The following is a 22,719-nucleotide window of genomic DNA, read 5'->3' as shown; positions in this document are numbered from 1 at the left end:
CCTCATACCGGCGCCGAGCGGAGCGAGGTGACGGGATGAGCGGGCGGACGCCGGGCGGCGGCGAGGCGATGGACCTGGAGGTCCTCGCCCGCGACGACGCGCTGCTCGACGCGCTGGGTCGGGGTGAGCCGGCCCCGGCCGACGACGAACTGGCCGCACTGCTCGCCGCCTGGCACGCCGACGTCGTCGACGGCGCTCCCGCCGAAATCCGTCCGCCCGCGCCGACCGCCGAGCCCGCCGAGCCCACGTCGCCGCCGGCACGTCCGGCCCGGACCCGGCGACCGCGCCCCTGGACCGTACGCCTCGCGGCGGCCGCGGTCGCGCTGCTCGCCCTGGGGTCCGGGCTCGGGATCGGCAGCCGCAACGCGGCGCCGGACAGCCCGCTGTGGTCGCTGACCAAGCTGCTCTATCCGCAGCAGGCCGAGGTGCGGGACATCGAGGACAGCATCGACCGGGCCCGCGCGGCGCTGGCCGACGGCCGCTTCGACGAGGCCCAGCAGCTCGTCGACCGGGCGCGCGGCGACCTCGAGAAGATCACCGACCCGGCAATCGTGGCCCGGCTGCGCGCCGGGCTCGACGCCCTGACGCGGGAGCTGACCGCGGTCCGGGCCGAAGTCCGGCCGACCGCGGTGCCGACCTCCCCCGCGCCCGGCGGCCGACCGACGACCCCCGCCGCTCGCCCGGGCACCGGCGCGCCGGCCCCGCAGCCCCAGCCGTCCCGGCCACCGACCTCCACCTCGACCTCGCCGGGCGGCTCCGCGAGCGACACCGGCAAGCCACTGCTGCCGCTGCCCAAGCTGCCGCCGCCGCCCTCGCCCAGCCTGTCACCGCTGCTGCCCGGGCTGCCCCTGCCCACGCTGCTGGACTGACTGCGGAGCCGGGGTGGCCGGCCCGCGCCTGCCGGTGGCCCCGGTGGGACAGCGCGGGGCCACCGGCGGCGGTCCGCGGTCAAGGCTGCGGCCGGTGCCCGTCCCCCTCGGCGGCCGCGGCGACGCGTTCCGTGGTCGGGCCGAGCGCCGGGGGCTGCTCGGTCGCTCCCGACCCGCCTTGGGCCACCTGCTCGCGGCCCCGCCGCCCGTACTCCTGGAAGAACTGCAGCAGCTCCACCGGGAACGGCATGACCAGGGTGCTGTTCTTCTCCGCCGCCACGTCCACCACGGTCTGCAGCAAGCGCAGCTGGTAAGCCCCGGGCGTGTTCGCCATCGCCCGGGAGGCGTCGGCGAGCCGGCGGGAAGCCTGGAACTCGCCGTCGGCGGCGATCACCCGCGCCCGCCGTTCCCGCTCCGCCTCGGCCTGCCGGGACATCGACCGCTTCATCCCCTCCGGCAGCGACACGTCCTTGACCTCGACCCGCTCGATGAGCAGGCCCCACGGCTTCTCGGTGGGCGCGTCGATGACGGCCTTCAGCTCGGCGTTGATCTTGTCCCGGTCGCGCAGCAGGGTGTCGAGGTCGGCCTTGCCGATCACCGAACGCAGCGCGGTCTGCGCCACCTGGAGCACGGCTGAGGGATAGTCCCGCACGTTGACCAGGACCTTCACCGGGTCGACCACCCGGTAGTAGACGACCGCGTCGACGGTGAGCGTGACGTTGTCGCGGGTGATGACACCCTGCGCGGGCACCCCAATCACCGTGGTCTGCATGCTGACCCGCACCATCCGGTCCGCGATCGGAACGATCAGGTGGAAACCGGGCTGCCGGATCCGCTCCAGCACGCGACCGAAGCGGAACACCACGCCGCGCTGGTACTGCTGCACCAGCCGGACGCTCAGCGACAGCACGATCAGCGCGAGCACGACGACGATCACCACTGCGACGATGGCGGCGACTGCCATGGTCCCCCTCGATCCCGGAGGCGCCCGCCTCCCGGCGCCGCGGCTACCCGTTCCGCCGCCGTTCAGTCCTGCCCGATCGGGGTGCGGACGGGCGGACGTCACCCGATCCGGTACGACGCCGCGGCGGACTCGTCGAACCGCAGCCCGTGCCCGGGCACCGAGAGGTCGGGCCGGAGCAGGCCGCCCGGCTCGGGCGTGACGGTGCCCTGGAAGAACATCGACTCGATGCGGACGTGGTCGTGGAACCACTCCAGGTGCCGCAAGTTGGGCGTCGCGGCGGCGACGTCGAGGTGCAGGTGCGGGGCGCAGTGGCCGGAGAGCTGGAGGTTGTCCGCAGCGGTCACCGCGGCCACCCGTTGCCACTCGGTGATGCCGCCGCACCGGGAGACGTCCGCCTGCAGGCAGTCCACCGCGCCCGCCCGGACCATCGCGGCAAAGTAGGGCAGGTGGTAGCCGTACTCCCCGGCGGCGACGTCGGGGAGTACGGCGTCGCGCACCTGCCGCAGGCCGGCCAGGTCGTCGGAGGAGACCGGCTCCTCGTACCACCGTACGTCCTGGTCGGCCAGCGCCCGCCCCACCCGGATCGCCTGTTTGCGCTGGTAGCCACCGTTTGCGTCGACGTACAGCTCGGCGTCCGGGCCGATGATCTCCCGCGCCCGGGCGACCCGGGCCAGGTCGCGCTCGACGCGGGTCCCCCACGACTCGCCGATCTTCATCTTCACCCGCGGGATGCCCAGCTCGTGCACCCAGTGGGTGAACTGGGCGCGCAGCTGCGCCTCGTCGTAGGTGGTGAAGCCGCCGCTGCCGTAGACCGGCACCGCCTCCCGGACCAGGCCGAGCAGTCGGGCCAGGCGGATCCCGAGCAGGCGGGCCTTGAGGTCCCACAACGCCACGTCGACGGCGGAGATGGCGTAGGCGGCGACGCCGGGGCGGCCCACGTTGCGGACCGCCGCCTGCATGGCCTGGTAGCTGCCGGGGACGTCGAGCGCGTCGCGCCCGGTCACCACCCCGGCCAGCAGTTCGTTGACCAGCTCGCCGGCGGCGGCCGCCGCGTACGTCCAGCCGGTGCCCACCTCGCCGCCCGCCCGGACCTGGACCAGCACCAGGGTGGTGGCGCCCCAGGCCGCGGTTCCGTCCGCCTCCGGTGCGTCGGTGGGGACCCGGTACGCCCCGGCGGTCACTTGGTCGACCGCGGAGTCACCCCGCACGGCGGGCCTGCCGGCGCGGTGTCACGGCACGGCCCGGGCCCCGGGCCCCGGGCCAGGAGTGCAGGACTGACGAGGTGATACGCATGGGCCACGGATACCGCGGATCACCGGGACGCAAACCCGGCGCCGGACCCCCACCTCCCGGCGTCACCTGCCGACCGACGGATCAAGCCGGCAGTCTGATGCTCTCGATGATTCGTTCGAAGGCTTCCTTGCCGTGGCCGGCGTCGACCTGCCGTTCGAGGAGGCGCTGGACCATGGCGACCACCTCTGTGCTGATGCCCTGGTCGGCGCTGGCGGCCACGATGCCACCGAGGGCGGGGGCGGTGAATTCCAGACTCTGCCTCCCTTCGACCGTGTAGTCCCCGCCGTCGATGACCGCGGCGTACCCGTGGAAGGCGCCGGTCATGGCGGTGAGCCAGGGTGCGGCCAGGGCGGCGAACTCGCCCGCCGTCACACCGGCCGGCGCGACCATGGCGGCGCCGTGCAGAAACCCGGCGAACATGACGTACATGCCCGCGAGCAGGGCGAGGTCGTACAGGGACGCCAGCCCGGCGTCCGCACCCAGGTAGCTGCTGGCGCCCCACCCGTCGAGCAGCGGCTGGTACCGGTGGAAGACGTCGGCGGATCCGCTGTAGAGGATCGACGACCCGGGCTGGCCGATCATGGACGGCACCGCCATGATGCCGCCGTCCAGGAAGGCGATCCCGGCGTCGGCGGCCCAGGCAGCCAGCTCGCGCGACTGCTCCGGTGAGGTCGTGGTCAGGTTGATCAACGTGCGTCCGGCCAGGTCTCCGGTCAGCGGATCGAGCACCTTGTGGACCGACGCGTGGTCCAACAGGCAGGCGATCACCAGCCCGCTGGCCCGGACCGCGTCGCCCGCCGTGGCTGACGCCTGCGCCCCCAGCCCGACGAGGCCGTCCGCCTTTCCCGCTGAGCGGTTCCAGACCGTCGTCGGTTGTCCGGCCTTCAGCAGAGTGGCGGCGAGCACGCTACCCATCGCGCCCAGCCCGAGCACGCTCACCTGGACGCTGTCGTTCGTCGTCATGTTTCGGGAACTCCCTCGTGTTCGTCGTGCAGGAAGAACCTTGCCGCTGCCGGTAGTGTTTGGCCAGTACCGACTAATTAGTCAGGTACTTACCTTTAGGTAAGCAGGAGGGCGGATGGCAACGTCAGCGCGACGTGGCCCCTACGTGTGCGGCATCGACGCGGCGATGGATGTGGTGTCCGGCAAGTGGAAGGCCCTGATCCTCTGGGAGCTGCACCACCACGGGACCCGCCGGTTCGCCGAACTCCGGCGCGGGCTGCCCGGCGTGAGCGAGAAGATGCTGATCCAGCATCTGCGGGAGATGGAGGAGGACGGGCTCGTGCACCGTGAGGTGTACCGGGAGGTCCCGCCGAAGGTCGAATATTCCCTGACCGAGCACGGCGTCACCCTCAACACCGCGCTGGCCTCGCTCGGGGAGTGGGGGACCGAACGGATCCGCCGCATCGGCGCGGAGAAGGTCCCGGTGGACGTGGCCTGAGTCAGGTCCGGAGGCGGCGGGCCGCGGGGACGCCCCGCGGCGGCGCCTGGCGCAGCAGCCAGGTCGGGTTGCTGACGCCGACGATCGCCCCGTCCCGCCCCCGGACCTGGGTGCGGACGTACGCTCCGACGCCCGGCTCGACCCGCAGATCGTGCCAGCCCGATCGGAGCTGGCGGGCAGGGACCGTGCTGGTGCGGGTCGCCGGGGTCGGGTCGGCGAGGCCGGCCAGGTCCGCCGTGCCGGTGACCACCTCCAGCGAACCGCCGGCCGGCAGGTCGCTGGCACGCAGGCGCAGTGTCAGCTCGGCGGCGTCGGTGAGCAGCACGCCGCCCATCGCGGTCCGGCCGCCGACCTCGATGTCGAGGGCACCGCGGTAACGGGCCAGGTCGGTGAACCAGGCCTGCCCGGCGCGCAGCGCCGCCACCAGGGCGTCCCGGTCGGTGGCGGACGCCCAGACGTACGTGAGGTGACGCTCCTTCCCCGCCCGCCAGTCGGTGCCGTCGTGGTCGTCGGTGACCCCGACCGCGGTGACCGGGACCGCGTTGCGGGCCGCCACGTCGTACGCCCAGAGGTGATCGTCCAGCGGCGCGCGACCGATTTCGATCAGGTCGACGCCGAGCGCGTTCCGGTCCACCAGCAGCCGCGCCAGCGAGTCCCGCCGCTCCACGTCGAGCGGATGGTTCCAGCAGACCACACCGCCGTGCGCGTGCAGGAACTCGACCATCCGCTCGGTCTTCGCCAAGTCGTTGTCGCGGTACGGCGGCGACGGGAACTCCGGCAGCGTCTGGTCACCGCCGAACCAGTTGAGGTGCCGGACCAGCGATACCTCGTACGCCCGATGGTGGGTGACCTCCGGGAACGCCCCCTCGTACGCCCGCAGCACCTCGGCGCGCAGCTCCTCGCCGGCCTGGCCGGCGCGGCGGGCGCGGTCGAAGACCAGCCGGTCGACGACGAACGTGCCCTGCGCGCCGGCGTGCACGCTGACCCCGAGGCGTAGCCCGCGCAGCGAGTTGTCCCCGGCGACCAGACCGGGCCAGAGTCGCCGGACGTCCGCCAGCAGGGGCAGGGTGTGCCGCTGCCACTCCCCTGGCCTGGCAGGCAGGTCGACGGTGCCGAACAGCCCGTCGGTGGTGTGCGCCGCGCGCCGGCCGGCGCCGATGCGGTAGCGCAGGACGAGTTGGCCGGCGGGTCGGCCGGGGCCGGACGGGTGGTGGGAGAGGGCGATCTCGACGATCAGCGCCGCCTGCGGCCCGGACGCCTCGGGCAGCACGTCGAGGTGCAGCGTGGTGTCCGAGATGTTGCCGGTGTGCGTCCAGTTCCACGCCTTGCCGGTGTACCAGAGGATGCCGTCGCCGGTGGCGGTGAGGCGCAGCGCCCTGCCGGGGTCGTCGGGGCTGCGTGGGCGGTCGACGTGGTCGGCGGCGGAGGCGGTGAGCCCGCCCTCGGTGGACGCCTGCCAGGTCCAGGCGAGCCCGCCCTCGGCCTCCTCGACGCCGTCGAAGTGGACGGTGCGCCGGTGGTCGTGGGCGGCGACGCGGAAGTCGTGGTCGGTCCACCAGATGACGTCGACGTCGTTGCGGCGGGCCTGGTCGAGGTGGGCGGCGTAGCTGGCGATGCCCTCGCTGAACGAGGCGTGGATGTGCATGGCCATGCTGATCGGACGCCGGCCCCGACTCGGGCTGCCCGGCGTGGTGGCGGAGGTGGCGGCGAGGCCGACGGGCACCCCCACCCCGGCGACCGCGAGGCCGCCGGCGGCGAGGAGCAGACTCCGCCGGTCGAGCCGTGGCCGATCACCCATCCCACTCCCCCTGTCCCATGCCGGCCGCGCCAGCGTACGGGCGGCATCGGACGGGCGGGATCCGCTGATCGCGTCTGTCGGCTTACGGACCATCAGCCGGCGGCGCCGTACAGCCGCAGGACGGCGGCCTGCACCGCGGCGGCCGCCTCGTCGGCAGGCATCCGGCCGGCGGTGACCTCCGCCCAGCCGGCGTGGCCGAGGGCGACGGTGGCGGCGAAGAGCCAGTCCGGGGACGCGTCCGGGTCGAACTCGCCGGCTTGCTGGCCGCGAATGATCAGGCGGGTGAGCCGGTCGCAGACCGGTTGGTGCAGTTCGACGTCCGCCGCGCCGGGAGGCGCCGGAAGCGGCGGGTACCGGTCGACGGTCCGCCAGCTCACCGCCAGCAGGCGCCGCAGCGCGGCGGACGCCGGCCCCTCGTCGAGCTTCGCCGCGTCCATGGCGGCGAGGACCTCGTCGGTCATTCGCTGGTAGACGGCGGTGAGGAGCGCGTCGCGGGACGGGAAGTGCGCGTAGACGGTCTGCCGGGACAGCCCGGCCGCGGCGGCGATGTCCTCCACGGTGGCCTGCGGCCGTACCCCGAGCACCTGGATCGCGGCGTCGAGGATCGCGGCGATGCTGCGCCGGGCCTCCGCGCGGACGCGTCGCCGCCGCTCGGGGGAACTTTGCTCAGACACGGTTGTCAAGGCTACCCAACTCCCCTAGCCTTGACACGAACGTCAGAGATAAATCGATCGAAGGATCCCATGGTGAGCGAAGCCGGCCCCGTTCCGGGCCGAGACCTGGCCGGTTACCTGCGGTCGTACGTGCGGGAGATGGCCTTCGGCGACGAAGATCCAGGCGTGGTCATGGACCGCTACCACACCCCCGACATCGCCTGGTACACCGACGGGCTGCACCTCGACCGGGATCGCCTGATGGCGCACGCTCGTCCGGCCCGCCGGACGGTGACCGGGTGCGACCTCGACATCCACGACGCGCTGGTCTGCGGGGACCGGGTGGCGGCCCGCTACACCATGCACGCGCAGGCACGCGGCCGCGCCATCGTCACCGAGATCCACATGTTCGGCCAACTGGCACCGGACGGCCGGCTCCGCCGCATCGACCAGCTCACCCGGACGCCCCGTGCGGAGAAGCAGGGGTGAGTCGCACCGCCGAGAGAGTCCCAGCCACCGCGGTTACCGCACTAGCTGGTCTCCTCGCAGACCTTGCCGCTCACACCGCCGCCGCGGCCCGCAGGCGGGCGTACTCGACCTCCATGTCGGGTGGGCCGAAGCCGTAGTTGGCGTAGTCGGCACGCATGTCCTCGATCGCGGCATCAAGCTCGGCCGACGGGCCGCCCTCGGCGAGCAGCACCACCAGCGGCTCCCACATCGCGCCGCCGAAATCGGGTATGCCGCGCAGCGCCTCGAGGTAACGGCCCGGCCGGAGCAGGTCGAGCGCGGTGTGGGCGAGCTTGTCGGCCGCACCGACCAGCAGCGCCGCAGCGTGGTCCAACTCCTCAGTCGTCGTCACGGTCGCCGGATACTTGTCAGGGTCCAGGCGCAGGTGGTGGTAACTGCCCTCCGGGCATTGGCGGGTCTCGACGAACCCGATCCGGTAGGACGTAGCTTTCTTGTCCAACGGAATCGGAGGCTGGCCCCAGCGGGCGGCACGCCAGTTCAGGTACTCCCACCACGCAATCGGCACCACACCGATGCTCACGTTGACGAAGATCGTGCCGCCGCCGACGCTGCGCATCACACTCCGGCCGGCGTTGACCTGTGCGACGCCGCCGGTCGTGACGACCGACCAGGTCCCGCGAGTGCCGTGGAAGCCCAGCGGCCGCACAACGGCGCCGATCTCCTTGTTCAGCCGGTTCGTCGTCTGCGCGGGAGTGATCATCCGGTACACCGTACCCACCGAAACCGGGTGAACGTCAATGGACACCGGGAGCCTCCCCTCGATCGCGTCTGGATCTCGGTTCGCAGGTGCCGCACGGTCCACCTTGGACGGTCCGGCGACTGCCTGGACCTGGGCACCGTGGGGCTGCCACCGTACCGGCGACGGCACGAGCACGGGGCTCGCCGTGTTCGATCTCGTACCGGCACCCGCCGGCGGTCAGGTGGCGTAGCGGGCGGCGAGGTCGACGACCCGGCGGGCGGCGGCCACCATCGCCCGGTCGGCGAACCGCCCGTCGGGCAGCACCACGGTGCCGGAGTCGCGGGTCTGCGCCTCGGCGACGGCGGTGAGCAGTTCCCGGGCTCGGGCCACCTCGTGCTCGGCCGGGCGGAACGCGGCGGCGATCACCGGGAGCTGTCGCGGGTGGATGGCCGACCGGCCGAGGAAGCCGAGCCGCCGGCCGACCGCGCAGGAGGCGGCCAGCCCGTCGAGGTCGGTGACGTTCGCGTACACCGACATGGCCGGCGGCGGCAGGCCGGCCGCGCGGGCCGCGACGACGATCCGGCCGCGGGCCCAGAGCAGGCCGTCGTCGTCGGCGACGCCCAGGTCGGAGCGGAGGTCGGCCTCGCCCAGGCCGAGCGAGGCCACCGCCGGGTGGGCGGCGGCGATCGGGTACGCGGACTCCAGCCCGACGGCGGACTCGATCAGCGGGTGCAGCGGGGTGTCGACCCGGGCGGCGACGGCCGCGACGGTCGCCGGGGACTCCACCTTGGGCAGGCGCAGCCCGGCCAGGCCCGGCCTGCCGGCGACGGCGGCCAGGTCGGCGTCGACGTCCGGGCCGGTCAGCTCGTTGACGCGGACCTGGATCGGCACCGGCGACGGTTCGGTGAGGAACTCGGCGACGGCGTCGCGGGCGTACGCTTTGCGACCGGCGACGACGGCGTCCTCCAGGTCGAGGATGACCGCGTCGGCGCCGGAGGCGACCGCCTTGGCGAACCGGTCCGGCCGGTCCCCGGGCACGTAGAGCCAGGTCAGCAGCATCAGATCACCCCGCGCTCGCGCAGCGCGGCCAGTTCCGCGTCGGTCAGGCCGAGCGTCCGGAACACCTCGTCGGTGTCCTGGCCGTGGCGTCGACCGGCGTGCCGGATCTCGCCGGGGGTGGCCGACATCCGGAACGGGACGTTCTGCATCCGTACCTCGCCGAGTTCCTCGTCGGGGACGGTGAGGACGGTGCCGAGCGCCGCGTACTGCGGGTCGGTGAGGATGTCGCGGACGTCGTAGACGGGCGCGACGGCCGCCTGGGCCGCCTCGAAGGCGGCCACCACCTCGTCCCGGTCCCGCTGGGCCACCCAGGCGCCGAGTGCGGCGTCGAGTTCGTCGGCGTGCGCGGCCCGGCCGGTGCCGGTGGCGAACCAGGGCTCGTCGACCAGTTCGGGGCGGCCGACGAGGCGCATGACCCGCTCGGCGATGCTCTGCGCGCTGGTGGACACGGCCACCCAGCGGCCGTCGGCGCAGCGGTAGGTGTTGCGCGGGGCGTTGTTGTTGGACCGGTTGCCGAGCCGGGGCTGCACGTAGCCGAGCTGGTCGTACCAGGTGATCTGCGGGCCGAGCATCGCCATGATCGGTTCGATGATGGCCAGGTCGACCACCTGGCCCCGGCCGGTCAGGTCGCGGCCGCGCAGGGCCAGCATGACCGCGTACGCGGCGGCGAGCGCGGTGACCGAGTCGGCCAGCCCGAACGGGGGCAGGGTGGGCGGCCCGTCCGGTTCCCCGGTGGCGGCGGCGAAGCCGCTCATCGCCTCGGCGAGGGTGCCGAACCCGGGCCGGGGCGCGTACGGGCCGACCTGGCCGAAGCCGCTGATCCGGGCGATCACCAGGCGCGGGTTGACCGCGTACAGCTCGTCCGGGCCGAGGCCCCAGCGTTCCAGGGTGCCCGGGCGGAAGTTCTCCACCAGCACGTCGGCGTCGGCGAGCAGCCGGCGCAGCAGCTCCGCGCCCTGCGGATCCGACAGGTTGAGCGTGACGGTCCGCTTGTTGCGGCCGAGCACCTTCCACCAGAGGCCGACGCCGTCCTTGGCGGGGCCGTGCCCGCGCGACGGGTCGGGTTTGGCCGGGTGCTCGACCTTGACCACGTCGGCGCCGAAGTCGCCGAGGAACGCGGCGGCGAGCGGGCCGGCGAAGAGGGTGGCCAGGTCGACCACCTTGATGCCGTGCAGCGGGGCGGGCGCGGTCATGGTGTTCCCTTCGCCGGGTCGACGGCGGCGAGGAACACGTCGCCGTTGCCGAGGGCGGCGCCGCCCGTGGGCGTGCCGGCGGTGCGGCCGCTGACCAGCAGCCGGCCGTCGGGGGCCAGGGTGGCGTAGACGTTCTCCTCGCCGAATGGGTCGGCCGCGTCGTCGCGGGCCGTGCCGTACTGGGCGACGGCGAGCTGCCGGCCCCGGGCGTCGAGGCGCAGGGTGAGCACGTCCGCCCCGCCGGCCGGCACGCCGAGCGTGCTGCCGGTGAAGCCGACCACCGCGAGCGAGCCGTCGGCCAGGGCCAGGACGTCGGTGCCGGCGTCCGCGCCGCGCCCGCCGGTGACCGTCCGCCAGCGCTGCGCGCCCTTGCTGGTGTACGCCACGGTCAGCACGTCGCCGGAGGTGGTGCCGGTGGCCACGATCTGGCCGGCGCCGGTGACGGTGACGCCGCCGAGCAGGTCGTCCCCGTCGCCGCCGGCGACCGTGAGCCAGTCGCGGGTGCCGTCGGGGGTGAACCGGGCGAGCCAGCCGTCGGCGCCGCCGAGCGGGGTGGTGCCGGGCAGGGCGGCGGAGGTGCCGCCGGCGACGTAGACGCCGTCGGGGCCGACGGCGACGGCGTACGCCTTGTCCTCGCCGGGGCCGCCGAACTGGCGGGTCCAGGCGAGCGTGCCGTCCGGGGCGATCCGGGCGAGCACGGCGTCCTTGTCTCCGGCGCTGGTGCCGCCGAACGCGCCGCTGGTGTAGCCGGCGACGTACGCGCCACCGTCCGGGGCGGCGGCGAGGGCGTAGAAGCGGTCGGCCTTGGCCGGGTCACCGGCCTGGGTGAGCCAGGCGCGCTGCCCGGTGGCGGTCAGCTTCGCCACGAACCCGTCGTCCGCCGGGCTGCCCGGGTGTCGGCCGTCGAGGTCGCCGCGGGTGTAGCCGGCGGTGAGCACACTCCCGTCGGACAGCGGCACCGTCCCGTAGAGCCGGTCGTTGGCGGCGGTGCCGAACTGGGTGGTCCAGCGGGCGGTGGTGCGGTCGGCGGCGAGCCGGGTGACCACGGCGTCGAGGCCGCCGGCGTACGGCTGGCCGGCGATACTGCCGGACGCCGCGTAGCCGAGGGTGACGTCGCCGTCGGGGTGGGCGGCGACCCCGCCGGCCCAGTCCGCGCCGCCGGTGCCGTGCAGCGGGGCGGGCAGCCCGGCCGGCGGGGTGACGCTCAGGGTGGCGGCGAGGTGGGTGAGGCCGGCGACGAAGGCGGGGCGCCAGACGTCCCAGTCGTGTCCCCCGTCGAGGACGCGGAACTCGGCGGCGATGCCGTCCGTGCGCCGAATGGTGTTGTAGAGGGTGGCGGCCTCGTAGTCGAGGTCGTGGACGGCGTCGGCCGGGTCCGGGTTGGCCCATTCGTCGTCGCCGACGGCGAGGAACATCCGGACCGGGGACTCCGGGTCGACGCCGGGGAGCAGGGCCGGGTAGTTCAGCCGCCGGTAGACGTCGTCGGCGAAGAGCTGGTCGCCGTCGCCGAAGGCGCCTAACTCGCGGGCCGAGGAGTCGGCCGGCGGCAGCGGCTGGTAGACGGCGGGGCTGAGCACCAGCGCGTTGGCGAAGAGGTCCTGGTGGGCGAGGGCGTAGCGCAGCGCGCCCGCGCCGCCCATCGAGTAGCCGCCGATGAGCCGGGCGTTCCGGTGCGCGGCGGTGCGGTAGGTGGCGTCGACGTGGGTGACGAGGTCGCGGGTGAGTGCGGTCTCCACGGGGCGGCCCGGGTTGTCGGCGCCGGTGTACGCGGAGTCGACGTACCAGCTGCCGCGGCTGCTCCACGGTGCGTCGGGCAGCACGACGATTACCGGTGGCACCTGCCGGTCGGCGATCAGCCGGTCGAGGTCCGCCTTGATCCGGGTCCACGCCTGCATGGTGTCGCCGCGCCCGTGCAGCAGGTACAGCACCGGGTAGCGGGTGGCGGCCTGCGCGGGGTCGGTGTAGCCGTACGGGAGGTAGACGGTGTAGTCGATGCTGCCGCCGAGGGCCGGTGAGGGGGCGGTGGCGGTGCGGAGCGTGCCGGCGGGATCCTTGGCCGCGACGGCGGTCTCGGGCGCCAGGCCGGTGAGCCCGACGGCGGTCAGCAGGGCGACGAGGACGGCGCCGGTGCGCCAGGGTCTGCTCATCGGTGGGTTCCTTCGGCGGGCAGGTCGGCGGCGCAGCGGAAGCCGATCGAGTCGGAGCGGGTGAGGCCGGCGCCGGTGAGCAGCAGCTTCACCGACACCTCGGGCGGTTGCGGGCCGCCGTCGAGGTACCAGTCCGAGCCCTCCGCCCGGTACGCGCAGCCGCCCTTGAGGATGACGAACCGGGTACGCCCGTCGGAGTGTTCGCTCTCGGTCAGGTTCCACACCAGCGGTTCCCGGCGCGCGAGCAGTCCCGCCTCGGCGGCGACCTGCCACTCGTCCTCGGTGGGCAGCCGCAGCCCGGCCCAGTCGGCATACGCCCGGGCGTCGGCCAGGTCGACGCCGGTGACCGGGGCGTCGGCGGGTCCCTGCCCGGCGGTGAACCGTTCCGGCCGGACCGGCCGGTAGCCGGTGGCGGCGAGGAAGCGGGCGTACTGGCCGTGGGTGACCTCGTGGGTGTCGATGGCGAAGCGGCCGAGCCGGACTGGGCGACGCAGGGCGCCGGTGTGGTGCAGGCGCGGCGGCAGCGGCTTCCACTCGTCGACGTAGGGCGCCTCGCCGTACAGGCCAGTCTCCCGGACCCGGTGGCGGACGGTCAGCTCGTGGTGGCCGCCGTCGACGGTGACCATGCTGGCGGGCAGGGCCGCGAGGGGCGACCACGGGGTGCGGGCGCGCACGGCGGCGCGGGCCGGGAAGGACGGGTCACCGGTCGGTGGCTCGTGCCGCGGCACGGGCGTGTCGGTGGCGGTCACGGCGGCGATCGCCCCGGCGGGCAGCGGCCCGCCGACGGCGACCCGCCCGTCCTCGAGTTCGGTGACGGTCAGCTCGGCGCCGGTGACCAGGTCGACGAAGCGGCCGGGCCGGGCGTCGGTGAGCAGCCAGGGGCCGTCGTGGTCCGCGCCCCGGTTGACCACCGTCCACAGCGGCCGGCCGTCGCGGGTCCAGCGGGAGGCGTACACCTGGCCGGTGCCGGGGTGGTCGGCGAGCGGGACCCAGTCCTCGGCCCGCAGCCACGCCGCGTGGCTGGCCTGCACCCGCCGCATGGCGCGCAGCACGGCCTTGTCCCGGTCGTTCCAGCCGACCCAGACACCGAAGACGCTCTCCCAGACCAGCACGCCGCAGCCGTTGAGCCAGGCGGAGTGCAGCTCATCGAGGTGGCTGCGGTGCCAGCGGCGGGTGTGGTGCAGGACGTGCCGCCGCTCGAACCACTTGGCCCGCAGCACGCCGGGCACGTCGGAGTCGGCGAACCACTGCGCCCAGGACATGGCGTGGTCGGCGATCCGGGCCAACGGCACCCGGCTCTCGCCCTCGAGGACCAGGCCGGGGCGGACGGCGTCGAGGGTCTTGCGCAGCTCGCCGGCACCCTCCTTGAGGGTGTCCAGGAAGACCCCGTCGACGCCGAGGGTGGCGGCCAGCGCGGCGACCTCCTCCGCGTCGGTTCCGGGCTGCCGTCGGGTGCCGGTGTCCCACGGGTTGTAGTCGACGAACACCCGCACCCCGTGGGCCTGGAACGCGCGGACCACGTCGGGCAGCTCGGGGACGTCCCGGTACCAGTCGAACTGGTTGCGCGCGTCCAGCCCGATCACCGGGTACGCGTGCCAGAGCACCACCCCGTCGAAGCCGCCGAAGTCGCGGCGGGCCGCGTCGAGGAACGCGTCGACGGTGAACACGCCCCGGTCGTGGTCGTAGAGGGTCTCGTCCCACAGCCAGGCGAGGCAGACGGTGAAGCAGTCCCCGCTGATCTCGTCGTAGTGCTCGCCGGTGTAGGCGAGCCGGGCCCGGGCGTCGGCCCGCCAGCGGGTGAGCTGGTCGCGCCAGGCGGGCCAGTCGGCCGGGTCCTCCGGGGCGGCGAAGATCTTCGCCTCGTCCAGGGTGGTCAGGTCGGCGTGCCCCCCGAGCGGCACCTCAGTGGGCCGGTCGATGGGGCGCGGGACGTACGGATTGAAGCTCACGCCGCCGCCTGCCCCGCGGTCGGCGCCGGCAGGCGGCTCGACCGTGCTGGGCTTGCTGGTTCGCTCGCTACGCTCGTTCACTCTTCCGCTCCGTAGGTCGCGGCGTACAGGGCGTCGATGGCGGCCCGGTCGGGCAGCGCGGTGGACGCGCCGGGACGTTGGGCGCAGGCCGCCCCGGCGGCGCAGGCCCAGCGCAGCACGGCCGGCGCGGTGGTGGCGGTGAGGGTGCCGCCGCGTTCGGCGAGGGCGACCGCGAGGGCGCCGGTGAACGCGTCGCCGGCCGCGGTGGTGTCCACCGCGTCGATCGCCGGCGGGGGCACCTGAAGGCGGGTGCCGTGCCGGTCGGCGTAGGCGGCGCCGCGGGCGCCGAGCGTCAGCACCACCCGGGGCACCAGCGTCACCAGCGCGTCGAGCAGGGCGGCGGGCTCGTCGACGAACATCCCGGCGACGACGGCCGCCTCGTGTTCGTTGACCACCAGCACGTCGACGAGGTTGAGCAGGTCGTCGGGGAGCGGGCGGGCCGGGGCGGCGTTGAGCACCACGGTGGTGGCCTCGGCGCGGGCCCGGTCGGCGGCCTGGGTGACGGCCGCCAGCGGCACCTCGAGCTGGAGCAGCAGCACGTCGGCCGCGCCGACCGCCGCCCGGTCGGCGGCGTGCAGGTCGGTCAGGGCGGCGTTAGCGCCGGGGGCGACGACGATGCAGTTCTCCGCCGCGTGGTCGACGGCGATCAGCGCGACGCCGGAGGGTCCGTCGACGGTGCGCAGGCCGCGCACGTCCACGCCGGCGGCGGTCAGGTTGTCCCGCAGCTGCACCCCGAAGTCGTCGGCGCCGACCGCGCCGATGAAGGCGCAGTCCGCGCCGGCCCGGGCGGCGGCGACCGCCTGGTTGGCGCCCTTGCCGCCGGGCACGGTGCGGAAGTGGTCACCGAGCACCGTCTCGCCGGGCTTGGGCAGCTGCGGTGTGGTCACCACCAGGTCCAGGTTGGCGCTGCCGACCACGATCACCCGTGCGCTCACGCCGCCGCCCCGCTTCTGAGCCTGATGGTTCGCTCGCTCCGCTCGCTCACGGCGCCTCCCGCCGGGCCAGGGCGAGCGTGCGGCCGGCCAGCTCGTCGAACCCGATGCCGTCGAAGCCGGCGATGCTGCTGGCCAGCCGGTTGCGCAACGGGGCGACCCAGCGCCCGGGCAGGCGGGACGCGCCGTTGAGCGCCCCGGTGACCGCCCCGACGGTGGCGCCGGTCGAGTCGGTGTCCCAGCCGCCGGAGACGACCGCGCAGATGGACCGCTCCAGCTCGCCGCGCCCGTACGCGAGGGCCGCGGCGACCAGGGCGGCGTTGTTGCGGACGTGCACCCAGTGCAGGTGCCCGTGCCGGGCGTAGAGGGTGTCCACGATGCTCTCCCAGTCGTCGGTGCCGGCGCCGAGGGCGCGCGCCTCCCGGATCGCGGCGGTGAACCGGCTGTCCGGGGGCAGCACCGACTCGCCCACGTCCAGCACCTCGTCGATGCTGGCGGCGACCGGTGCCGCCGCGGCGAGGGCGGCCACCCAGATCGCCCCGTACGCCCCGGCCCGGACGTGGCTGACGGCGGCGTCCCGCCAGGCCGCCTCGGCGGCCCGGTCGGGGCGGCCGGGGTTGGTCCAGCCGTACACGTCGGTGCGGATCTGCGCGCCTATCCACTCCCGGAACGGGTTGTGCCGGCGGGCGGTGGCCGGCGGGGTGAGGCCGAGCAGCAGATTGCGGTAGGCGACCCGTTCGGCGGTGAAGACCCGCCCGGCGGGCAGCCAGTCCAGCCAGGCCTGGGCCACGTCGGCGCTGGTGAAGTCCGGCCCGTACGTCTCCAGGATGCGCAGCGCGAGCAGCGCGAAGTTGAGGTCGTCGTCCTCGGGCATGCCGGCGATGTTCTCGGCGAGGCTGGTGGGGGCGCTGCGCCGGTTCCACGGCCAGCGGTCGGCCACCTCGGCCGGCAGCCCTTGCGCGGTGAACCACCCGCGCAGCGGCCAACGGCCGGTGGCGGTGAGGATCTCCCGGATCCCGTGGCGGGGGATCTTCTCCACCGGCTTGCCGAGCAGGCAGCCGGCCGCCCGGCCGAGCCAGGCGCCGTGCAGCCGGTCCCGCTCGACGCTGGTCGGCAGGTGCCAGGTGCTCGGCCAGGTCGCGCGGACCGCGTCGAGGTCGTCGGGCTCGTGCGCGGTGCCGGGGCCGGGCAGCGCGTCGGCGGCGTCGAGCAGGTCGACGGCGAGGGCGCGCAGCCGCGGTGACGCCGGCACGGGTGAGGCTCCGCTGACCGGGGCGGTGACGTCGCCGCTGGCCGCCGTCCAGCGGTCGGCGAGGGCGGTGACGTCGCGGCCCTCGTCGCGGCTCGCGGCCAGCTCGTGCGGCAGCAGGTCCTCGGGCTGCACCCAGGTCAGCCGCAGCCCGCGCGCCGGGCCGGCCGTCGCGCCGCCGCTCGCGTCCGCAGCGGTCATGCCAGCCCGCCGAAGCGTTCGGCGCGGCGGGCGAACCGCTCCCGGTCGCGGTCGAAGACCTCGGTGGCCACCTGGGCGAGGACCCGGGCGGGCTCGACCAGGTCGGTGCGGGACGCGGCGGCGACCGCCTGCGACCACTCGGCCGGGACGGCCGCCGCGCCGCCGAGCGCCCCGGCGATCGCGCCGGCCATGGTGGCGGTGGAGTCGGCGTCGCGGCCGTAGTTCACCGAGCCGAGCACCGCCGACCGGTAGTCGCCGCGGGCCACCACCAGCATGCCCAGCGCCACCGGCAGTTCCTCGATGGCGTGCAGCCGGCTGGGCCGGCGGGCGCCCAGGCCCGGGCTGCGGTACTCCTCCCCCACCGTGTCGTAGGGGGCGACGGCGGCGCGCAGCGCGGGGATGGCGGCCTTCCAGTCGTCGTGCCCGCGGGCCTCCTTGACCACCGCGTCGACGGCGGCGCGGGTGCCGTCGCGGGCCAGGTCGAGGGCCGCGGCGATGACGTCGTCGACGCCCGCGCCGGGTGCCGCGGCGGCGGCGACCGCGGCGGCGAACACCGCCGCGGCCTCCCGTCCGTAGCTGTGCTGGTGCGCCCCGGTGAGCTCCACCGCCTCCGCGTACGCCCCCGCCGGGTCGCCGGCGTTGACGATGCCGACCGGGGCCATGTACATGGCGGCGCCGCAGTTGACGATGTTGCCCACGCCGGCCTCCCGGGGGTCGGCGTGCGCGTGGTGCAGGCGGGTGACCAACCACCGTTCGGCCGCGGCCAGCCGGTGGAAGGTCACCCCCTCCCGCTCCAGGTCCGGGATGTACACCACCCGCTCGATCAGGTCGGGAACGAGCAGTTCCACCACGTCGTACGCGTCGAGGTGGTCCCGTTTGGCCGCGTACGCGCGGACCAGGGCGTGGGTCATCAGCGTGTCGTCGGTGATGTGCCCGTCGCCCTTGTGGTACGGCGCGAGTGGCCGCGCGGTGGCCCAGTCGGCGTGGTACGGGGGCACGATCCCCTCGACCCAGCCGCCGAAGCGGGCGCGGATCTGCTCCGGCAGGGCCGTCTCGGTGGCCCCGCCGAGGGCGTCGCCCACCGCGGCGCCGACCAGGCAGCCGACCGACTTGTCGAGCAAGAGTGACATGGTTACCTCAGCACCTGCTTGCCCCCGTCGACCAGCTGCGTGCCGAGCTGGTCCAGGGTGATCTTGTTGGCGAAGTACTGCTGCAGCGCCGGGGTGGCGTACTTGGTCTTCCACTCCGGGTAGCCGTCGGCCTTCTGGAACGGGGCAACGGTCAGGTCGGCGGCGCTGTCGGCGGCGACGTCCCAGCCCTGCTTGCCCTCGGTGAGCTTGACCAGCTCCTGGTTGGCCTGCTTGCCGGTGGGCACCAGCCAGTCACCCTTGGCAAGGGTGGCCATGTTGGTCGGGTTGAGGAACCACTCCAGGAACTGCGCGGCCTGCTTCTTGTGCTTGCTGTCCTCGGAGATGGACAGCGTCTGCGGGTTGGCGGCCTGCTTGCTGGACAGCCCCTTGATCGGCGGGAGGGTCACCCACTCGAAGCCGGCGGGGGCCTGCTCGACCATCTGCTGGCGCAGCGAGACCGAGCCGGGGAGCATGGCGTACTTGCCGCCGAAGAAGCCGGGCAGGGTGTCCGCGCCGCTCATGCCGAGCGCCTCCGGGGAGGCGGACTTGGTGGTGTAGAGCATGTCGTGGATCCGCTTCGGCACCTCCTTCTCCGCGTCGCCGACCTTCACCTCGGTCTTGCCGCCGTCGGTGTAGAAGAACTTGCCGTCGTAGTTCAGCGCCAGGTTCATCACCCGGTTGGTCGGCGACTTGAGCGCCCAGGCCACGCCGTACTGGCCGGGCTTGGTGAGCTTCTGCGCGTTGGCCTGGAACTCGTCCCAGGTCCAGCCACCGTCGGCGGGCGGGACGGCGACGCCGGCGGCGTCGAGCAGCTTCTTGTTGGCGATGACGACCTGCGACTCCAGCAGGAACGGCACGCCGGTGACCTTGCCGTCGAAGGTGACGGTGTCCCAGACGCCCGGATCGATCTGGCTCTTGAAGTCGTCGCTGAGCAGCTTGGAGACGTCGGTCAGGTAGCCCTGCTTGCTGAACTCGCCGATCGCCGAGGCCTCGTAGTGCACGATGTCGGCGGCGTCGCCGCCCTCGAACGAGGTGACCAGCTGGTCGTGGATCGAGTTCCAGTCGCCCTGGACGTACTCCACCTGGATGTCCGGGTGTTCGCTGTTCCACTTGGCGACCAGGTCCTTGTTGGCCTGCAGCGACTCCTTCTGCCAGGCCAGGCTCAGGAAGCGCAGCTTGACCGGGCCGGACGACGACGGGTCGTCCTCGCCGCCGCCGTCACCGCACGCGGTGAGGGAGCCGAGGCCGACGGCCGCGACCGCGGCGGCCGCGACGAGTCGGCCGAATCTACGACGGTGCATGGGGGTTTCCTCCTTGGTGGTGGGTGGGGGATGCGGTTCAGCCCTTGACCGCGCCAGCGAGCGACCCGGACGAGAGCCGGCGTTGCATGAACGCGAAGAAGATCAGGCTGGGCAGGGTGGCGAGCAGGGATCCGGCCGCCAGGGGGCCGAGCCGGGCGGTGCCCTCGATGCCGACGAACCGGGCCAGCGCGACCGGCAGGGTCGCCAGCTCGGGCGTCTTGACCAGCACCAGGGCGAAGAAGAACTCGTTCCAGGCGGAGATGAAGGAGAACAGCGCGGTCGCCACGATGCCCGGCGCGAGCAGCGGGAAGACCACCCGGCGCAGCACCTGCAGCCGGCTGGCGCCGTCGACGGCGGCGGCCTCTTCCAGGTCGCGCGGGATGTTGCGGACGAAGCCCTGCAGCATCCACAGGGCGAACGGCAGCGCCCAGACCACGTAGATCAGCACCAGCCCGGCGTGCGTGTTGGCCAGCCCGACCTGCCGCAGGATCAGGAAGATCGGGATGATCAGCAGCACGAAGGGGAACAGCTGCGACAGCAGCACCCAGCCGAGCGCGACGGTGCCGAGCTTCGTGCGGAACCGGGCGAGGGCGTACGAGGCGGGCAGCGCGACCAGCACGGTGAGCACCGCCGAGGCGAGCGACACCTGGAGGCTGTTCAGCGCGGCGCGGCCGAGCTGCTGCTCGGTGAAGGCCTGCACGAAGTTCTGCACGGTCGGGTTGCTGGGGATCAGCGTGGGGTGCAGCTGGACCAGTTCCCGGGGCGGTTTGAACGCGGTGGACAGCAACCAGACCAGCGGGAACCCGAGGAAGATCAGGTAGCCGGTCAGCGCGACGTACTGCAGGGCCCGCCCGGTGCGGGTCGGCTTTCCGAACATGTCAGTTCGCCTCCCTCAGTCGGCGTCGCAGGTAGACCGCGAGCAGCGCGACGATGATCACGACCATGACGTTGCCGAGGGCGGCGGCGTAGCCGTAGTTGCCGTAGCGGAACGCCTCCTCGTAGGCGAAGAGCATCGGCAGCATTGTCTTGCCGCCCGGCCCGCCCGCGGTGAGCACGTAGACCAGGCCGAACGAGTTGAAGTTCCAGATGAAGTCGAGCGAGGTGATCGCCACGATCACCGGGGTGATCGCGGGCAGCGTGACGCTGCGGAACCGGTGCCAGGTGCTGGCGCCGTCGACCGCGGCCGCCTCGTGCAGCTCGCGCGGCACGCCCTGCAACCCCGCCAGGAGTACGACGGTGGTCTGCGGCATGCCGGCCCAGACGCCCACCAGGATCACCGCGGGCAGGGCGGTGCTGAAGTCGCCGAGCCAGTTGGTGCGCAGCGCGTCGGCGCCGACCCGGTGGAAGAACTCGTTGAGCAGGCCGGCGTCGGGGTGGTAGACGAGCTTCCACAGGATGCCGACCACGACCGGCGGCATCGCCCAGGGCACCACGGCCAGCACCCGGGCCAGGCCGCGGAAGCGCAGTTGCTGGTTGAGCAGCAGGGCCAGGCCGAGGGCGAGCAGGAACTGCAGCACGGTCACCCCGACCGCCCAGAGCAGGCCGATCTTGAACGAGTTCCAGAACAGCTCGTCGCCGAGGAGTTCCCGGTAGTTGGCCAGCCCGGTGAAGCTGATCTCGACGTGGCGTCCGGCGCGGGCGTCGGTGAAGCCCAGGTAGATGCCCCGCACCAGCGGGAAGACCGACAGCACCACGATCGGCAGCAGCGACGGGAGCAGCAGCAGGTAGATGCCCAGCCGGTCGGACCGGGACCGGGCCACGCGCGGCCCGTCGCCGCGGGCGACGTCGGGACGTTCGGCCAGGGTCGTCATGCCGTCACCTCCGGGGTACGCGGCGCGGGCAGCTCCGCGCCGGTCGTGGCGACCGTGGCGCTGGAGGCGCGGACGGCGAGGCTGGGCGCGACCTGCTCCCGCCGGGGCGGCAGGGTGGGGTCGGCGATGCGTTGCAGCAGCAGTTCGGCGGCGCGCCGACCACGCTCGGCGGAGCCGAGGGAGACGCTGGACAGCTGCGGGAACATCATCCGGGCCAGCTCGGTGTCGTCCATGCCGACCAGCGCGACGTCCTGCGGGACGCGGTGGCCGGCGGCGAGCAGGGCGTGCAGGGCGCCGACGGCGATCAGGTCGTTGGCGCAGACCAGGGCGTCGGGGCAGGCCCGGGCGAGCAGCCGTTCGGTGGCGGCGCGGCCGGCGGCGTACCGGAAGTCGCCGACCTCGACGAGCCGCTCGTCGAGGTCGATGCCGTGCGCGGCCAGGGCGGCCCGGAAGCCGGCGTCGCGGGCGGCGCCAGGGACGGTGTCGAGCGGGCCGTTGACGAACCCGATCCGCCGCCGCCCGGCCGCGACCAGGTGGTCGACGGCCAGCGCCACGCCGGTACGCGAGTCGGTGCGCACGTTGTCCACCGGCGCGTCGGCGCCGAGCTGCCCGACCACGACCACCGGCACCGGGCTGTCCACCAGGGCGGCGAGATGGTCGTCGGTGACCCGGATCGGCGAGACGATCATCCCGTCGACGTAGCGGTGGGCGAGCCGGCGCAGCAGCGCGGTCTCGTTGGCGATCTGCCCGCCGGTGGCGTGCACGAGCAGTTGCCGACCGGAGGCGGCGACCACCGACTCGATGGCCCGCATCATCTCGACGTAGACCGGGTTGCCGATGTCTTCGACGGCGAGCGCGACCAGGCCGGTGCGCTGCGACTGGAGCGAGCGGGCGATGGCGTTGGGCACGTACCCGACCTCGGCCGCCGCCGCGCGGACCTTGCGGACGGTCTCCGGGCTGCCGCCGACGCCGTTGAGCACGCGGGAGGCGGACGCGATGGAGACACCGGCGCGGGCGGCGACGGTGTGGACGGTGGGCCGGCCGTCGGCCGACTCCGGTAAACGTTTACGACCCACGCCCTGCACCTCCACCTGCCTGCTGTAAACGTTTCCGGGAGTCTGCGCCTGATCCGACGGTCAGGTCAAGAGCTCGTTACGAAAACGTTTCCAACCGCGATGACCTGGGGGTCGGGCACCGGCACCGCGGAGCCTGACGGTCCGTCCGACCGGCAGGCCCGCCGACCTGACGCGCGGTTCACCCGACACGATCCGGCCCGGGCGGTGGTCGGCGAGGGTCGGGGGCGCGGGCGGGCGGGGAGGTCCGATGGGGACCGGCGCGCAGCCGTGCGCGCCGCTCCGGTGCCCGCCCGAGTTGCGCGGGCTGGCCCACATTCGACCGTCCGCAGTCGCCTGCGGATCGATTCTGGTCGGCGTCAACCTCT

The 22,719-nt window shown here is 74.0% G+C and carries 20 protein-coding genes; 3 read left to right on the top strand and 17 right to left on the bottom strand.

The window, feature by feature from the left end:
* Positions 1-35: 35 nt before the first annotated feature.
* Positions 36-869 (top strand): anti-sigma-D factor RsdA, encoded by an 834-nt coding sequence (locus tag ACY34I_RS12840; RefSeq protein ID WP_462755043.1) that lies wholly within the window; start codon positions 36-38, stop codon positions 867-869.
* 79 nt (positions 870-948) lie between these two features.
* Here the strand turns inward: ACY34I_RS12840 and ACY34I_RS12835 are convergent, their stop codons facing one another.
* The 3 genes from ACY34I_RS12835 to ACY34I_RS12825 form a co-directional block, all read right to left on the bottom strand.
* The gene (locus tag ACY34I_RS12835; protein WP_462755042.1) at positions 949-1,833 is read right to left on the bottom strand and encodes an SPFH domain-containing protein; all 885 of its coding nucleotides are present in this window, start codon (positions 1,831-1,833) and stop codon (positions 949-951) included.
* A 98-nt stretch (positions 1,834-1,931) separates the two neighbouring features.
* Positions 1,932-3,041, bottom strand: coding sequence for an enolase C-terminal domain-like protein (locus tag ACY34I_RS12830; RefSeq protein WP_462755041.1), 1,110 nt, complete (start codon positions 3,039-3,041; stop codon positions 1,932-1,934).
* A 166-nt stretch (positions 3,042-3,207) separates the two neighbouring features.
* Complete coding sequence (locus ACY34I_RS12825; protein WP_462755040.1) at positions 3,208-4,089, bottom strand: NAD(P)-dependent oxidoreductase; 882 nt, start codon at positions 4,087-4,089, stop codon at positions 3,208-3,210.
* A 115-nt stretch (positions 4,090-4,204) separates the two neighbouring features.
* On the opposite strand from ACY34I_RS12825, the gene ACY34I_RS12820 reads away from it, so the two are divergent.
* On the top strand, positions 4,205-4,567 hold the full coding sequence (locus ACY34I_RS12820) for a winged helix-turn-helix transcriptional regulator (RefSeq protein WP_462755039.1): 363 nt from the start codon (positions 4,205-4,207) through the stop codon (positions 4,565-4,567).
* Between the two features lies 1 nt (position 4,568).
* Here ACY34I_RS12820 and ACY34I_RS12815 read toward each other — a convergent pair whose 3' ends face one another.
* Complete coding sequence (locus ACY34I_RS12815) at positions 4,569-6,365, bottom strand: hypothetical protein (RefSeq protein WP_462755037.1); 1,797 nt, start codon at positions 6,363-6,365, stop codon at positions 4,569-4,571.
* A 92-nt stretch (positions 6,366-6,457) separates the two neighbouring features.
* On the bottom strand, positions 6,458-7,039 hold the full coding sequence (locus ACY34I_RS12810; RefSeq protein WP_462755035.1) for a TetR/AcrR family transcriptional regulator: 582 nt from the start codon (positions 7,037-7,039) through the stop codon (positions 6,458-6,460).
* 72 nt (positions 7,040-7,111) lie between these two features.
* On the opposite strand from ACY34I_RS12810, the gene ACY34I_RS12805 reads away from it, so the two are divergent.
* Positions 7,112-7,507: a nuclear transport factor 2 family protein gene (locus tag ACY34I_RS12805; RefSeq protein WP_462755033.1), complete on the top strand. Its 396-nt coding sequence runs from the start codon at positions 7,112-7,114 to the stop codon at positions 7,505-7,507.
* A gap of 70 nt (positions 7,508-7,577) precedes the next feature.
* On the opposite strand, the gene ACY34I_RS12800 is transcribed toward ACY34I_RS12805, so the two are convergent.
* The 12 genes from ACY34I_RS12800 to ACY34I_RS12745 are packed head-to-tail and all read right to left on the bottom strand — an operon-like array spanning position 7,578 to position 22,354.
* Positions 7,578-8,420, bottom strand: a complete 843-nt coding sequence (locus ACY34I_RS12800) for a hypothetical protein (RefSeq protein WP_462755032.1) — start codon at positions 8,418-8,420, stop codon at positions 7,578-7,580.
* A gap of 42 nt (positions 8,421-8,462) precedes the next feature.
* Positions 8,463-9,284 carry an HpcH/HpaI aldolase/citrate lyase family protein gene (locus ACY34I_RS12795; RefSeq protein ID WP_462755031.1) on the bottom strand — a complete coding sequence of 274 codons (822 nt, stop codon included), beginning with the start codon at positions 9,282-9,284 and terminating at the stop codon, positions 8,463-8,465.
* Entirely contained in the window at positions 9,284-10,477 is a 1,194-nt protein-coding gene (locus tag ACY34I_RS12790) for a CaiB/BaiF CoA transferase family protein (protein ID WP_462755030.1), read from the bottom strand. The genes ACY34I_RS12795 and ACY34I_RS12790 overlap by 1 nt, the downstream gene beginning before the upstream one ends.
* Entirely contained in the window at positions 10,474-12,624 is a 2,151-nt protein-coding gene (locus tag ACY34I_RS12785) for an alpha/beta hydrolase-fold protein (RefSeq protein ID WP_462755029.1), read from the bottom strand. Before ACY34I_RS12785 ends, ACY34I_RS12790 begins: the two co-directional genes overlap by 4 nt.
* The gene (locus tag ACY34I_RS12780) at positions 12,621-14,654 is read right to left on the bottom strand and encodes a formylglycine-generating enzyme family protein (RefSeq protein ID WP_462755027.1); all 2,034 of its coding nucleotides are present in this window, start codon (positions 14,652-14,654) and stop codon (positions 12,621-12,623) included. The genes ACY34I_RS12785 and ACY34I_RS12780 overlap by 4 nt, the downstream gene beginning before the upstream one ends.
* Complete coding sequence (locus tag ACY34I_RS12775; RefSeq protein ID WP_462755025.1) at positions 14,651-15,589, bottom strand: ribokinase; 939 nt, start codon at positions 15,587-15,589, stop codon at positions 14,651-14,653. Before ACY34I_RS12775 ends, ACY34I_RS12780 begins: the two co-directional genes overlap by 4 nt.
* 46 nt (positions 15,590-15,635) lie before the next feature.
* Positions 15,636-17,036, bottom strand: coding sequence for an ADP-ribosylglycohydrolase family protein (locus ACY34I_RS12770; protein WP_462755023.1), 1,401 nt, complete (start codon positions 17,034-17,036; stop codon positions 15,636-15,638).
* Positions 17,033-18,166, bottom strand: coding sequence for an ADP-ribosylglycohydrolase family protein (locus ACY34I_RS12765; protein WP_462755021.1), 1,134 nt, complete (start codon positions 18,164-18,166; stop codon positions 17,033-17,035). Before ACY34I_RS12765 ends, ACY34I_RS12770 begins: the two co-directional genes overlap by 4 nt.
* A gap of 2 nt (positions 18,167-18,168) precedes the next feature.
* Entirely contained in the window at positions 18,169-19,467 is a 1,299-nt protein-coding gene (locus ACY34I_RS12760; RefSeq protein WP_462755020.1) for an ABC transporter substrate-binding protein, read from the bottom strand.
* A 37-nt stretch (positions 19,468-19,504) separates the two neighbouring features.
* On the bottom strand, positions 19,505-20,344 hold the full coding sequence (locus ACY34I_RS12755) for a carbohydrate ABC transporter permease (RefSeq protein WP_462755019.1): 840 nt from the start codon (positions 20,342-20,344) through the stop codon (positions 19,505-19,507).
* A gap of 1 nt (position 20,345) precedes the next feature.
* On the bottom strand, positions 20,346-21,278 hold the full coding sequence (locus ACY34I_RS12750) for a carbohydrate ABC transporter permease (protein ID WP_462755017.1): 933 nt from the start codon (positions 21,276-21,278) through the stop codon (positions 20,346-20,348).
* A complete protein-coding gene (locus tag ACY34I_RS12745) occupies positions 21,275-22,354 on the bottom strand; it encodes a LacI family DNA-binding transcriptional regulator (RefSeq protein ID WP_462755016.1) in 1,080 nt (359 codons plus the stop codon). Before ACY34I_RS12745 ends, ACY34I_RS12750 begins: the two co-directional genes overlap by 4 nt.
* Positions 22,355-22,719 lie beyond the last annotated feature (365 nt).

The organism is Micromonospora sp. RTBAU3-60, from assembly GCF_054963695.1.
This window is presented reverse-complemented; position numbering and strand designations above follow the sequence as displayed.